Origin of the sequence: Streptomyces sp. NPDC024017, assembly GCF_040638895.1 — a bacterium.
Lineage (GTDB): Bacteria > Actinomycetota > Actinomycetes > Streptomycetales > Streptomycetaceae > Streptomyces.
Genome location: NZ_JBEZYZ010000004.1, coordinates 394,288 through 407,320 on the forward strand (window position 1 = coordinate 394,288; position 13,033 = coordinate 407,320).

The following is a 13,033-nucleotide window of genomic DNA, read 5'->3' on the forward strand; positions in this document are numbered from 1 at the left end:
CCTCCGGGCCTTCGGACCCCGTCGGCGCCTGGGCGGCAGCCGGTTGCCCGGTCGGGGGACCCCAGGTCGCGGGCGGCTGCGCCGGGCGGATGCGGTCCGTCCAGGTCCTGCCGTCCCACCAGCGCTCGGTGGCGGGCCCGTCACTTGTCTGTCCGGGGTCGGCGTACCACCCGGGAGGAGTCTCCTGCGTCATGCCCCCACCGTATGAGGCGACGGTGAAAGAGGCATGAGAGGAGTCGGAACCGGCTATTCCAGGAGCAGCCGCGTCGGCTGCCGAGCCGCCCGTGGCGGAAGCCGCAGCCCGTCCCGGCCCGGGGTCACCGACCCCAGCACGCTGGGATGCCGGGCACCCGTGCTCGCCGGCTCCGTGCCCGGAAGGCCGTGCAGGGTCAGAAACCCCAGCACCGCGAAGGCGTACGCCTCCTTCGCGTCCGACGGCAGACCGAAGCTGTCCGAGGTACGCAGGGCCACTCCCCGGAGCAGGTCCGCGAGCATCGACATCAGCGCCGGGTTGCGCGTTCCGCCGCCCGACGCGATCACCTCCGTCGCGCCCACCGAGCGCACGGCGTCCGCCACGGTCCGGGCCGTGAGCATCGTGAGCGTGGCGACGACGTCCTCGGCCGGCAGCGTCCCGAACCCGGCCAGCGCGTCCCGCAGATGACCGAGATGGAACAGCTCCTTGCCCGTCGTCTTGGGCGCGGACAGCGCGTAGTACGGCTCCTCCAGCAGCCGGTTCAGCAACGGCCCGTGCACCAGGCCGCGCGCGGCCAGCGCCCCATCCCTGTCGCAGGCCAGCGCTCCACCGCTGAACCCCCGCGCCGCCGCGTCGATCAGCGCGCAGCCCGGCCCGGTGTCGAAGGCCGTCCCGTCGGGCGCGGTGAGGTTGGCGATCCCGCCGATGTTGAGGGCGACGGGCCTGCCCGGCCGGCCGCGCAGCCACAGCAGGTCGACCAGGCTGACCAGTGGCGCGCCCTGCCCTCCTGCGGCGATGTCACGCGGCCGGAAGTCGGCGACCACGGGCAGCCCGGTCGCCTCGGCGATCCAGGCCGGCTGACCGAGCTGGAGCGTGCCGTGGACCTCGGCGTCGGCGACCCAGTGGTGGACGGTCTGCCCGTGCGAGGCCACCAGCTCGGCCCGCCCCTCGCACAGTTCGCGGTCGGCCCGGACCGCGGTCGCCGCGAAGGCCTGCCCGATCCGGGTGTCGAGCCGGCACACCTCGCCCAGCGTGGTGGTCCCCGGCGGCAGCGCGGCGGCCAGGGCCTCGCGCAGTTCTCCGTCGTACGGTTCGCTCACCATGCCGAGGGGCTTCAGCACCAGGCTGTCGCCGACCAGGTCCAGCTCGGCCGCCGCCGCGTCGATCGCGTCGTACGACGTGCCGGACATGAGACCGATCACCCGCATCCGCTCAACCAGCCCTCTCCCGCGCCGCCTTCGTCACCCCGGCCCGCCGCGCGGGCCGCAGCGTGAGAAGCGCCGGTACGCTCGCCGCGCACGCCGCCGCCGCATAGTACGCGGGGACGTCCAGGCTGCCGGTGCGCTCGACGGTCTCCGTGATGATGAGCCCGGCACACCCCGAGAACACGGCATTGGACAGGGCGTAGGCGAGTCCGAGGCCCGTGTAGCGCACCCTGGTCGGGAACATCTCCGACAGCATCGCCGGTCCCGGCCCCGCCATCAGCCCCACCACCGCACCCGCACCGCACACGGCCACACCCTTCACGGTGTTCGAGACGCCGGGCTCCTGCAGAAGGTTGAGCAACGGCACCGCGAGCACCACCACCAGCACCGCCCCGGTCAGCATCACCGCCCGCCGCCCGAGCCGGTCGCTGAGCAGCCCCGCCGGCACGATCGACGCCGCGAAACCGACATTGGCCAGCACGGTCGCCACCAGCGCCTGCTGGAACGTCGCGCCCAGCGAGCTCTGCAGATACGACGGCAGCACCACGAGGAACGTGTAGCCCGCCGCCGCCCAGCCCATGATCCGCCCCGCGCCCAGCGTGATGGCCCGGACCACTTCACGCGGCGGAGGAATCTCCTCGGACCGCTGCGCCACGAACGCCGGCGTCTCGTCCAGCCGCAGCCGCAGCCACAACGCGCCCAGCCCCAGCGGCAACGTCAGCAGGAACGGCAGCCGCCAGCCCCAGGCGCCCAGTTGCTCCTCCGTCAGCACGGTGGCGAGCAGCGCCGCCGCACCCGCTCCGGCCAGCAGCCCCAGGGCCACCGTGAACGACTGCCACGACCCGTACAGCCCGCGCCGGCCCGGCGGGGCGAACTCCGTCATCACCGACACCGCCCCGCCGAACTCCCCACCCGCCGACAGCCCTTGGAGCACCCGCAGGAACGTCAGCAGCCAGGGCGCCAGGGCACCCGCCTGCGCGTACGTCGGCAGCACACCGATCAGCGTCGTCGCCACCGTCATCAGCATGATCACCATGACCAGCACCGGACGCCGTCCGACCCGGTCGCCGAGTCGGCCGAAAAGCGCCGCTCCGACGGGACGGAAGAAGAACGCGAGCGCGAAGGACGCGTACGTCTTCACCAGAGCCTCGGCCTCGCCGCCGCCCTCCGGCGTGAAGAACCGCGCCGCGATGATCGTCGCGAAGTAGCCGTAGACGCCGAACTCGTACCACTCGATGAGATTGCCCACCGACCCCGCGACCAGCGCCCGCCGACCGCGCCGTATGTCCCTTTGTTGCTGAATGAACGTCACCTCCCTTGACTTTGCCCGCCGTTGACCCCAAGGCGGCTGGTGACGGGCCAGGTGCGTCGCCCGGCCGTACCCGGTGTCACCCGTCACGGCAAGAGGTGCCCCGAGGACCCTCCACTCAGGCAATCGGACGGCTACGCTCGACGTCTGTACGTCGTTCGGGCGACTTGGGGAGGTAGCGGGATGACGGAGGTACGGCCCACGGCCGCCGCCTCGGCTTCCCTGTGGGAGCGCGACGAGGAGGTCGCCGCCGTCGTGCGGGCGGTCGACAGCCTGTGCGCGGACCGTTCCTCGTCGGGCGGACTGCGGGTCTTCCGCGGCGAGGCCGGACTCGGCAAGACCGCGCTGCTGGCCGAAACCCGCCGCCTCGCCGAGGCCCGCGGCTGCACGGTCTGGTCGGCGCGCGGCGGCGAGACCCTCAGGTCGGTCCCCTTCAACGTGGTACGGCAGTTGCTGCAGCCGGCCCTGGTGTCGATGCTGCCGGAGGAGGCCCGCGAGTACCTCGGCGACTGGTACGACATCGCCGGCCCCGCCCTCGGCATAGTGGACCCCGGCGACCGGCAGGCCGACCCGCAGGGTGTGTGCGACGGTCTGGTCGCAGCCGTGCGCCGGCTCGCCCGCCGGGACTGGCCGCTGGTGCTGCTGATCGACGACGCCCACTGGGTGGACCAGGAGACCCTGCACTGGCTCGCGGGGCTCGCCGAGCGCCTGGACGAGATGTCCGTCCTGGTCGTCGTCACCCGCCGCCCCGAGGAGGTCTCCGGCGCGAGCGCCCGCCACCTCGACACCGTCGCGGCCGCCGCGGACGGCCCCGTCACGACCCTGAGCGCCCTCACCCCGGACGCCACGGCCGGACTCACCCGCGCCACCCTGGGCCAGCACGCCGACGCCGCGTTCTGCCGCGAGGTCTGGGCCGTCACCGCGGGCAACCCCTACGAGACCGTCGAGCTCCTCGCCAAGGTGCAGGACAGCGAGCTCGAACCGGTCGAGGCCCGGGCCGGCGAACTGCGCGAACTGAACCGCTCGGCCCGCGGCGGCGGTCTCGTCGCCCGCCTGGAGGAACTCGGCATCGACGCGACCAGGTTCGCCTGGGCCGCCGCCATCCTCGGCACCGGCATCTCCATCGACCTGGTCGCCAAGCTCGCCACCCTGCGGCCGGACGACGCCCGCCGCTGCGCCGAACTGCTGCGCACCGCCCGCATCCTCACCGCGCCCGACCCCGCGACCGGCCGCAGCGCCGACGGCGACCTGGAGTTCGTCCACCCGCTGATCGCGACCGCCGTCTACAACTCCATCCCCGACGCCCTGCGCACCGCCATGCACGGCATCGCCGCCCGGATCGTCTCCGACGAGGGACGCGGCGCCGCGGCCGCCGCCCGCCACCTCCTGGAGGTCCACCCGGACGACGACGAGGAACTCGTCGGGCAACTGCGCGAGGCCGCCCGCGAACACCTCGCCGTCGGCGCCCCCGACGCAGCCCGCCGCTGCCTGGAGCGCGCCCTGAAGGAACCGCCCCGGCCCGAGTCCCACCCTCACGTGCTCTACGAACTCGCCGAGGCCACCTTCCTCACCGCGCCCGCCCGCACCATCGGCCATCTGCGGGCCGCGCTCGGCATGCCCGGCCTCGACGGCGACCAGCGGGTGGACGCCGTCTTCCGCCTCTCCCAGGCGCTCCTCCACAACGACCAGCTGGAGGAGGCCGTCCGCACGGTCGAGGCGGAGGCCGCCCGGCTCCGGCCCGGCCCCGCGCGGATGCGGCTGCAGGCCGTGCACTTCATGTGGGAGGGCCTCCACGCAGGCGAGGCCACCTCGCCCGGCCGCTCCCAGCGGCTCGCCGACCTCGCGAGCACCTGCACCGGCCGGGACAACTCCGAACGCGCCCTGCTCATCCTGCGCGGCTTCGACGCCCTCATGCACGGCGAGAACGCCGAGGAGGTCGCCGAGCTGTGCGACCGCGCCCTCGTCAACGGCCGCCTGGCCCCGGGACTCGGCTGGACCGACACCGAGTGGGGCATCGAACTGCTGCTGATGCTGGCCAACGCGTACGGCTTCACCGACCGCCTCGACCGCGCCGAGACCCTCTACAACGAAGCCCTGCGCGCCTACGAGACGGCCGGCTGGAGCGGCGGCCACCTCGCCCTGGCCCACGCCTACGTCGGGATCGGCCACCGCCGGCGGGGCCGCCTGAAAGAGGCGGAGGCATCCCTGCGCGAGTCGTTGCGCCTCGCCGAGCGCGTCGGCCGCGGCCTGCCCCTGTACTGGTCCGCGACCTGCAGCCTGGTCGACACCCTGCTCGCCCGAGGCCATGTCGAGCAGGCCTGGGAGACCGCCGAACGGCACGGCTTCGCCCCGCCCTACCCGTCCACCATCGTCCTGCCCGATCCCCGCTCGGTGCGCGGCCGGCTGCTGCTGGCCGTCGGCCGCACCAAGGAGGGCATCAACGAACTCGAAGCCGCGGAGAAGGCGGCGGCAGCCCGCGGCCACCACAACCCCGTGCTCGTCCCCTGGGCGACCGACCTCGCCCGCGCCCTGCGCACCGAGGACCCGGCCCGGGCCGCCCGGCTCGCCGTCGACGTCCGCCGCCAGGCAGAACGCTTCGGCACGGACACGGCGATAGGGGAAGCCCTGCGCTGCGCCGCCGACCTGGAGACCGGCCAGCGCGCGGTCCGGCTCTACGGCCAGGCCGTCACCTACTTGGAGGCCTCGCCCGGCCAGTACGAGCACGCGGCGGCCCGCATCGAGTTCGGCATCGCCGCCCGCTCGGCGACCGACCTCCGGCGCGGCCTGGACCTGGCGGTCTCGTGCGGGGCCGACGGTCTGGCGGAGCGGGCGCAGGCCGCGCTCAAGGCCGGTGCCGGACCGGCGTAGTTCAGGCGCGCAGCAACTGGTCGGTCACCGCCGCGAGGCGTCTGCGCACCTCGGGGTCGTAGGCCGCCTCGTCCGCCCGCGCGGCTCGGGTGCCGTCGAAGTAGCGGCCCGTGCCGAGGTCCCGGGTGGCCAGCGCGATCACGCCCGGTGCGCCGTCGGCGACCGTGTTCCGGGGCGTGAAGCCGGCCTCGCGGACCATCGCGGTGTCCATGTGGGTCGCGGGGTGCAGCACGTTCACGGCGACGCCGCTGCCGGCGAGCTCCTCGGCCAGGGTGAAGGTGTGGGCGGCGAGCGCGAACTTGCTGCGGCAGTACGCCGACAGGCCGCTGTAGCGGCGGGTGAGCTCCGGATCGGCGAAGTCGAGCGGTTCCTGTCCGGCCGAGCCGACGTTGACGATCCGGGCGGGCGCGTTCGCACGCAGCACCGGCAGCAGGGCGCCGATCAGTGCGATCGGCGCCAGGTAGTTGACCGCCAGCCGCAGCTCGTGCCCGTCGGCGCTCAGCTCACGCCCGGAGCCGGGCGGCCCCGCGCCCAGGCCCGCGTTGTTGATCAGCACGTCCAGTTCGGGATGCGCGTCGCCGACGTGCGCCGCCAGCTCCCGCACCTGCGTCAGCGAGGCGAGATCGGCGACGAACCCCTCCGCGTCGCCCTCGGCACGCAGCTCCTCGGCGAGCCGCCGCGTCCGGCCCTCGTCCCGGCCGTGGGCGAGGACGGTGTGCCCGGCACGGACCAGCTCGAAGGCGAGGTGGCGGCCGAGCCCCGACGTGGCGCCGGTGAGCAGCATCGTGGACATGCCTCCACCGTAGGCACGCGGTGGAGACATGCGCGCGATACGGCCGGGGCTACGACCGGCAGGATCACCCTCCGGCTCTCAGGAGGTGCCGTCCTCTTCCGCCAGCACCCGCTGGGCCGTCGCGAACGCCGAGTTCGCCGCCGGCACCCCGCAGTACACCGCCGTCTGGAGCAGCACCGCGCCGATCTCCTCCGGGGTGAGCCCGTTGCGGCGAGCCGCGCGGACGTGCATGGCCAGCTCGTCGTAGTGGCCGTGCGCGACCAGCGCGGTGAGCGTGATCATGCTGCGCTCGCGGCGCGACAGGGTCGGGTCGGTCCAGATCTCTCCCCAGGCGTAGCGCGAGATGAAGTCCTGGAAGCGGGCCGTGAACGGGGTCTGCCGGGCCTGCGCCCGGTCGACGTGCGTATCGCCGAGCACCTCGCGCCGTACGGCCATGCCCCGGAGGGCCCCCTGACCGAGATGGGCGCGCAGGGCGGTCAGCACCGCCTCCGGGCACTGCGCGGGCGCCAGGTGCGAAGCACCCGGCAGCTCCACGAGCGTCGCGCCCGGCACCGCGTCGGCGATCTCCCGCAGGTGCGCGGGCGGCGTCGCGGGATCCTCGCGGCCGGCGATCAGCAGGGTCGGCACGGCGATCTCCGTCAGCCGGTCCCGCAGGTCGAACGCGGCGAGCGCGTCACAGCAGGCGGCGTACGCGTCCGGGTCGGCGTCCCGGTGGTCCTGCACCAGTCGAGGCACGGTGAAGCCGCCGGCGAACCAGCGCGCGCCGGCGTTCTCCGCCAGCCCGGCCAGCCCCTCCCGTCGCACCAGCGCGGCCCGCTCCTCCCACGGCTTGGAGCCGTTGAAATGGGCCGACGAGCAGATGACGGCGAGCGACGACAGCCGCTCCGGACGGTGCACCGCGAGATGCAGCCCCACGGCCCCGCCCAGCGACACACCCGCGTACGCGAACCGCTCGATGCCGAGCGAGTCGGCGAGCGCCAGCACCTGCGCGGCGAGGTCGTCGACCGTCGCGCCCGCCCCGATGAGACCGGCCGCCGAACCGCCGTGCCCCGGAAGATCCCAGCGCACCACCCGATGGGTGATCGACAGCTCGGGCGCCACCGTGTCCCACAGGGCGTACGACGTGCCGAGCGAGGGGCCGAGCAGCAGCGGGGGAGCGGAGGCAGGCCCTTCGGCATGGTGGTTCAGGAGTTTCAACGTCGCTCCAGAGCACGGTCGGTGAGGGCCCCGGCGGAGCCCGTGTAGTGGGTCGGATCGAGGTCGACGTCCGCCAGCTCCGGTGCCTCGGCGAGGGGTCGCCCCTCGGAGGCCAGGCGGGTGAGGAGCTCCTTGGCGCGGGCGCGGCCCAGCACCGGGGCCAGCTCGGCCGACAGCCGCTCGGAGACGATCAACCCGTGGGTGAGATCCAGGTGTTCGCGCATGGCCTCGGGCCTGACCCGCAGTCCCCGCGCCAGTTCGGCGGCGTCCCGGGCGGCCCCGCCGACCAGCCGCAGGAGGTCCCGCAGCGGCTCCCACTCGGCGTGCCAGGCGCCGGCCGGACGCTCGTCCTCCGCGGCCAGCGCCCCGTACAGCGTGGCCGCGAGCTGCGGTGCCCGCCGTGCGGCGGAGGCGATCAGAGTGGACCGTACGGGATTGGACTTGTGCGGCATGGCGGACGAGCCCCCGCCGCTGCCCTCCACGACCTCGGCGATCTCGGTGCGCGACAGGGTGAGGACGTCCACGGCGAGCTTGCCGAGCGCGCCCGCCGTGAAGGCCAGGCACCCGGCGAGATCGCCGATCGGCGTCCGCAGGGTGTGCCAGGGCAGATCGGGTGCCCGCAGGCCGAGTTGCGCGGCGTACGCCTCCGGCAGCCCTGCCGGATCGCTCGCGCCGTACGCCCCGAAGGCCGCCAGCGTTCCCGCCGCACCGCCGAGTTGAGCGGGCAGCGAGTCCCGGACGGCCTGCATCCGGTCCCGCGCGTCCAGCACCAGCGCCCGCCAACCGGCCGCCTTCAGCCCGAACGTGGTCGGCACGGCGTGCTGGGTGAGCGTCCGCCCCGGCATCGCGGTGTCGCGGTGCTCGGCGGCCAGCAGGGACAGGGCCTGCGCGGTGCGGCCGAGGTCGGCGAGGACCAGGTCGAGAGCCCGCGCGGCGACCAGCATCGTCGCCGTGTCCATGATGTCCTGGCTGGTCGCCCCCCGGTGGACGTAGGGGCCGTACGTCTCGCCCACGGCCTTCGTCAGATCGGCGACCAGGGGAATGACGGGGTTGCCGCCCGCCCGGGCGCGTTCGGCGAGGGACCGTACGTCGAAGGAACCGGCGCCGGCCGCCTCGGTCACGGCCGTCGCCGCCTCTGCCGGGGCGAGCCCCATGGCGGCCTGGGCGCGGGTCAGCGCGGCCTCCGCGTCGAGCAGCGCCCGCAGATACGCGTGGTCGCCGGTGGCGGACGCGGCCGCCGAGCCGGCCCACCCGGGGGCGAGCAGGCCGGTGTCGCCGGGGTGAGCTGTCACTGGAACTCCAGGAAGACCGTTTCGCCTTCGCCCTGAAGGCGGATGTCGAAACGGTACGTGCCGTCCCCCTCCGCCACGGCGATCAGCGTGTCGCGGCGAGCGTCCTCCAGGCCGGACAGCAGCGGATCGGCGGCGAGCACCGCCGCGTCGCCCGGCAGGTAGATCCGGGTGTACAGGTGCACCAGCAGCCCGCGTGCGAAGACGCACACGCTGAGGTACGGGGCGTTCTGCCCGCGCGCACCGGGCCGCAGCGTGCGCGCGTACCAGTGGCCGTTCGCGTCGGTCTGGATGCGTCCCCAGCCCGTGAACTCCACGCCGTTGCGCCCGAGGAAGCCGCCCGAGGCCGGGTCCCGCCGCATGGAGCCGTCGGCCGTCGGCAGGTTGCCGTCGGGGTCCGGGCCCCACAGCTCGATCAGGGCGTCCGGCAGGGGGTTGCCCTCGCCGTCGGTGACGTAGCCGTGCACGGTGACCGTGTCCGGATGCCCGAGGGGCGCGATGTCCTCGCCCCCGCGGAACGGCAGGGCGTGACCGTAGAACGGGCCGACGGTGTGCGAGGGGGTGGGCAGCACGCTGTCCGGCCGGCTGGTGTCGATCTTCGTCATGGCTGGTCAGCGCCCTTCTTCGATCCAGGTGGCCTGCGGGCCGTCCAGCACGATGTCCCAGTGGTAGCCCATCGAGAACTCCGGCACCGACAGGCTGTGGTCGTACGTCGCGACAAGCCGCTGCCGGGCCGCGTCGTCCGTCACGGACTGGATGATCGGGTCGTAGGGGAACAGCGGGTCGCTCGGGAAGTACATCTGCGTCACGAGCCGCTGGGTGAACGCCGAGCCGAAGAGCGAGAAGTGGATGTGCGCCGGCCGCCAGGCGTTGACGTGCTGGCGCCACGGGTACGGGCCCGGCTGGACGGTGGTGAAGCGGTAGCGGCCGTCGTCGTCGGTGAGCGTGCGGCCCACGCCGGTGAAGTTGGGGTCCAGCGGGGCGTCGTGCTGCTCGCGCTGGTGGGCGTAGCGGCCCGCGGAGTTGGCCTGCCAGATCTCCACGAGCTGGCCGCGCACCGGACGGCCGTCGCGGTCCAGCAGCCGTCCGGAGACGGTGATGCGCTCACCGATCGGCTCGCCGTCGTGCTGCCGGGTGAGGTCGTTGTCGATCTCGGTGATGTCCCGCTCCCCGAAGGCCGGGGAGGACAGCTCCACCAGCTCCGGATCCCTGCTGACGTCGATGGTGACCGGCGGCTTCTTGGGATGCCGGAGCACCGAGGACCGGTACGGCGCGTAGTCACGCCGCGGCTGGTGCTCGACGGGCCCTCCGTCGGCGAGCCGCTTCTCGTACGCGGCGCGCTCGGCCGCGATCTCCTGGTCGATGTCGTCCTGAGTGAGAGTCATGGGGGTCCCTGAGGTTCTTGACGGTCGTGCCCCGTCAGGGGCGCGGGGAACTGCGCGACCAGCCACGTGCGGCCCGCAGCCTTGAACGGCGCTAGCGCTCCAGGACAAGGGCGAGCCCTTGCCCCACCCCGATGCACAGTGTGGCGACACCGACTCCGCTGCCACGCCGGGCGAGTTGATGGGCGACCGTCCCGGCCAGCCGTGCCCCGGACGCACCCAGCGGATGCCCCAGGGCGATCGCCCCGCCCTGCGGATTGAGGATCGCGGGATCGAACTCGGGCCATTCGGCCACACATCCCAGCACCTGCGCGGCGAACGCCTCGTTCAGTTCCAGCACGGACAGGTCGTCGAACCCCCTGCCCGCCTTGGCCAACGCCCGGTTGACCGCCTCCACGGGCGCCAGCCCGAAGTAGTGCGGGTCGGTAGCGGAGACACCCGTCGCGCGGACGCGGGCGAGCGGTTCACGGCCCGTCGCCTTCAACCCCTCGTCGTCGACGAGCAGCAGCGCCGCCGCACCGTCGTTCAACGGCGAGGCATTACCCGCCGTCACCGTGCCGCCCTCCTTGCGGAACGACGGCTTCAGTCCGGCCATCGCCGCCAGGGAGGCATCCGGCCGGACGCACTCGTCGGCGGCGAAGACCACCGGCTCGCCCTTGCGCTGCGGAATCGCCACGGACGCCAGCTCACCGTCGAACAGGCCCTCGGCCTGCGCCCGCGCGGCCTTCTCATGGCTGCGCAGCGCGAACTCGTCCTGCTGTTCCCGGCCGATCTTGTGCTTGTCCGCGATGAGTTCGGCCGACTCGCCCAGCGGGATCGTCCACTGCGGCTCCATGCGCGGGTTGACCATCCGCCATCCGAGCGTCGTCGAGTACAGCTCGGTGTGCCCGGCCGGGAAGGGCCTGTCGCTCTTCGGCAGCACGTACGGAGCCCGGGTCATGGACTCGACGCCCCCGGCCAGCGCGATGGACGCGTCGCCGAGCGCGATGGCCCGGGCCGCCTGGATCACGGCCTCCAGGCCGGACGCGCACAGCCGGTTGACCGTCACGCCCGGCACGGACGTGGGCAGACCCGCGAGCAGCGCGGCCATCCGGCCGACGTTGCGGTTCTCCTCACCGGCCCCGTTCGCGTTGCCGAAGTACACGTCCTCGACCCGGGCCGGGTCCAGCTCCGGTGTACGGCCGAGGAGTTCGCGGACGGCATGCGCGGCCAGGTCGTCCGGGCGCACGCTCGCGAGGCCCCCGCCGTAGCGGCCGATCGGCGTGCGGACCGCGTCGACGATGTAGACGTCCTTCACTTCAGGCCCTCCGGCACGGTCAGTTCGGCATCGGTCCTGGCGACGATCTCGTCGGCGGTCACACCCGGCGCGGTCTCGACCAGGACGAGACCGTCGTCGGTGACGTCGAGGACGCCGAGGTCGGTGATGATCCGGTTCACGCATCCCTTGCCGGTCAGCGGCAACGCGCACTCGGTGAGGATCTTCGGCGAGCCGTCCTTGGCGGTGTGCGTCATGACGACGACGACCGTGCGGGCGCCGTGCACCAGGTCCATCGCCCCGCCGATGCCGGTGATCAGCTTGCCGGGGACGGCCCAGTTGGCCAGGTCGCCCCGCTCGGACACCTGCATGGCACCGAGCACGGCGACATCGATGTGCCCGCCCCGGATCATCGAGAACGACAGTGCCGAGTCGAAGAAGGAGGCGCCCGGCAGGACCGTCACCGTCTCCTTCCCGGCGTTGATCAGGTCCGGGTCGACGGCGTCCTCGGTGGGGTAGGGGCCGGTGCCCAGGATGCCGTTCTCCGATTCGAGGACGACCTCGACGCCCTCGGGGAGGAAGTTCGGGATGAGCGTGGGCAGGCCGATGCCGAGGTTGACGTACTGGCCGTCCCGCAGCTCCCGCGCCGCCCGTGCGGCCATCTCCTCGCGCGTCCAGGCCATCAGGACCTCACCGTCCGCTGCTCGATCTTCTTGTCCGCCGCCTGCTCCGGGGTGAGCGCGATCACCCGCTGCACGAAGATGCCCGGCAGGTGCACCGCGTCCGGGTCGATCTCGCCGGGCTCCACCAGCTCCTCCACCTCGGCGATCGTGACCTGCCCGGCCATCGCGGCCAGCGGGTTGAAGTTCCGGGAGGACTTGTTGAAGACCAGGTTGCCGTGCCGGTCGCCCTTCCAGGCCCGGACCAGGGCGAAGTCGGTGCGGATGCCCCGCTCCAGCACGTACTCGGTGCCCTCGAACTCCCGGACCTCCTTCGGCGGCGAGGCGAGCGCGACCCCGCCCTCACCGTCGTAGCGCCAGGGCAGCCCGCCGTCGGCGACCTGGGTGCCGACGCCGGCCGGGGTGTAGAAGGCGGGGATCCCGGCACCGCCGGCCCGCAGCCGCTCGGCCAGCGTGCCCTGCGGGATCAGCTCGACCTCCAGCTCCCCGGCCAGGTACTGCCGGGCGAACTCCTTGTTGGCGCCGATGTAGGAACCCGTGACCCGGGCGATCCGGCCGGCGGCCAGCAGTACCGCGAGGCCCGACTCCATCGCCCCGCAGTTGTTGGAGACCACCGACAGCCCGGCCACGCCACGCTCGTACAGCGCCTCGATCAGCACGTTCGGCACACCGCTCAGCCCGAAACCGCCCACCGCGAGCGACGCGCCGTCCGGCACGTCGGCCACCGCCTCCAGGGCTGTGGCGACCACCTTGTCCATCCGAGAAGCCCCATCTCTTCCGAGCGACCCGACCAAATTAATCAGGGCACTGAGTATTTCTGCGAGCTGTCCCTCACGCTGCCATCGGGACGGTGGGACGTCAA

Annotated in this window: 11 protein-coding genes and 1 pseudogene; 1 reads left to right on the top strand and 11 read right to left on the bottom strand. The window is 73.4% G+C overall.

From position 1 onward, the window contains the following. Positions 1 to 76: 76 nt before the first annotated feature. The 3 genes and pseudogenes from AB0G20_RS13125 to AB0G20_RS13135 form a co-directional block, all read right to left on the bottom strand. Positions 77 to 193: pseudogene (locus AB0G20_RS13125) on the bottom strand (DUF2510 domain-containing protein); the annotation flags it as partial. A gap of 53 nt (positions 194 to 246) precedes the next feature. Then, positions 247 to 1,401, bottom strand: coding sequence for an anhydro-N-acetylmuramic acid kinase (locus AB0G20_RS13130; RefSeq protein WP_361300301.1), 1,155 nt, complete (start codon positions 1,399 to 1,401; stop codon positions 247 to 249). Between the two features lie 4 nt (positions 1,402 to 1,405). Then, complete coding sequence (locus AB0G20_RS13135) at positions 1,406 to 2,710, bottom strand: MFS transporter (RefSeq protein ID WP_361300304.1); 1,305 nt, start codon at positions 2,708 to 2,710, stop codon at positions 1,406 to 1,408. A gap of 180 nt (positions 2,711 to 2,890) precedes the next feature. Between AB0G20_RS13135 and AB0G20_RS13140 the strand changes: the two genes are divergently transcribed. Next, a complete protein-coding gene (locus tag AB0G20_RS13140) occupies positions 2,891 to 5,575 on the top strand; it encodes an AAA family ATPase (RefSeq protein WP_361300307.1) in 2,685 nt (894 codons plus the stop codon). A gap of 1 nt (position 5,576) precedes the next feature. On the opposite strand, the gene AB0G20_RS13145 is transcribed toward AB0G20_RS13140, so the two are convergent. The 8 genes from AB0G20_RS13145 to AB0G20_RS13180 all read right to left on the bottom strand — a co-directional run bounded on the left by AB0G20_RS13145 (position 5,577) and on the right by AB0G20_RS13180 (position 12,929). Further along, positions 5,577 to 6,368 carry an SDR family NAD(P)-dependent oxidoreductase gene (locus AB0G20_RS13145; protein ID WP_361300310.1) on the bottom strand — a complete coding sequence of 264 codons (792 nt, stop codon included), beginning with the start codon at positions 6,366 to 6,368 and terminating at the stop codon, positions 5,577 to 5,579. Between the two features lie 78 nt (positions 6,369 to 6,446). After that, positions 6,447 to 7,565 carry a 3-oxoadipate enol-lactonase gene (gene pcaD, locus AB0G20_RS13150; protein WP_361300313.1) on the bottom strand — a complete coding sequence of 373 codons (1,119 nt, stop codon included), beginning with the start codon at positions 7,563 to 7,565 and terminating at the stop codon, positions 6,447 to 6,449. After that, positions 7,562 to 8,857, bottom strand: coding sequence for a 3-carboxy-cis,cis-muconate cycloisomerase (gene pcaB, locus AB0G20_RS13155; RefSeq protein ID WP_361300316.1), 1,296 nt, complete (start codon positions 8,855 to 8,857; stop codon positions 7,562 to 7,564). Before pcaB ends, pcaD begins: the two co-directional genes overlap by 4 nt. Then, a complete protein-coding gene (gene pcaG, locus AB0G20_RS13160) occupies positions 8,854 to 9,459 on the bottom strand; it encodes a protocatechuate 3,4-dioxygenase subunit alpha (protein WP_361300319.1) in 606 nt (201 codons plus the stop codon). The genes pcaB and pcaG overlap by 4 nt, the downstream gene beginning before the upstream one ends. 6 nt (positions 9,460 to 9,465) lie before the next feature. Beyond that, positions 9,466 to 10,239, bottom strand: a complete 774-nt coding sequence (gene pcaH, locus AB0G20_RS13165) for a protocatechuate 3,4-dioxygenase subunit beta (protein ID WP_361300322.1) — start codon at positions 10,237 to 10,239, stop codon at positions 9,466 to 9,468. 91 nt (positions 10,240 to 10,330) lie between these two features. Further along, positions 10,331 to 11,533 (bottom strand): thiolase family protein, encoded by a 1,203-nt coding sequence (locus AB0G20_RS13170; RefSeq protein WP_361300325.1) that lies wholly within the window; start codon positions 11,531 to 11,533, stop codon positions 10,331 to 10,333. After that, entirely contained in the window at positions 11,530 to 12,174 is a 645-nt protein-coding gene (locus AB0G20_RS13175) for a CoA transferase subunit B (RefSeq protein WP_361300328.1), read from the bottom strand. Before AB0G20_RS13175 ends, AB0G20_RS13170 begins: the two co-directional genes overlap by 4 nt. Beyond that, positions 12,174 to 12,929: a CoA transferase subunit A gene (locus AB0G20_RS13180; protein WP_361300331.1), complete on the bottom strand. Its 756-nt coding sequence runs from the start codon at positions 12,927 to 12,929 to the stop codon at positions 12,174 to 12,176. The genes AB0G20_RS13175 and AB0G20_RS13180 overlap by 1 nt, the downstream gene beginning before the upstream one ends. Positions 12,930 to 13,033: the final 104 nt, after the last annotated feature.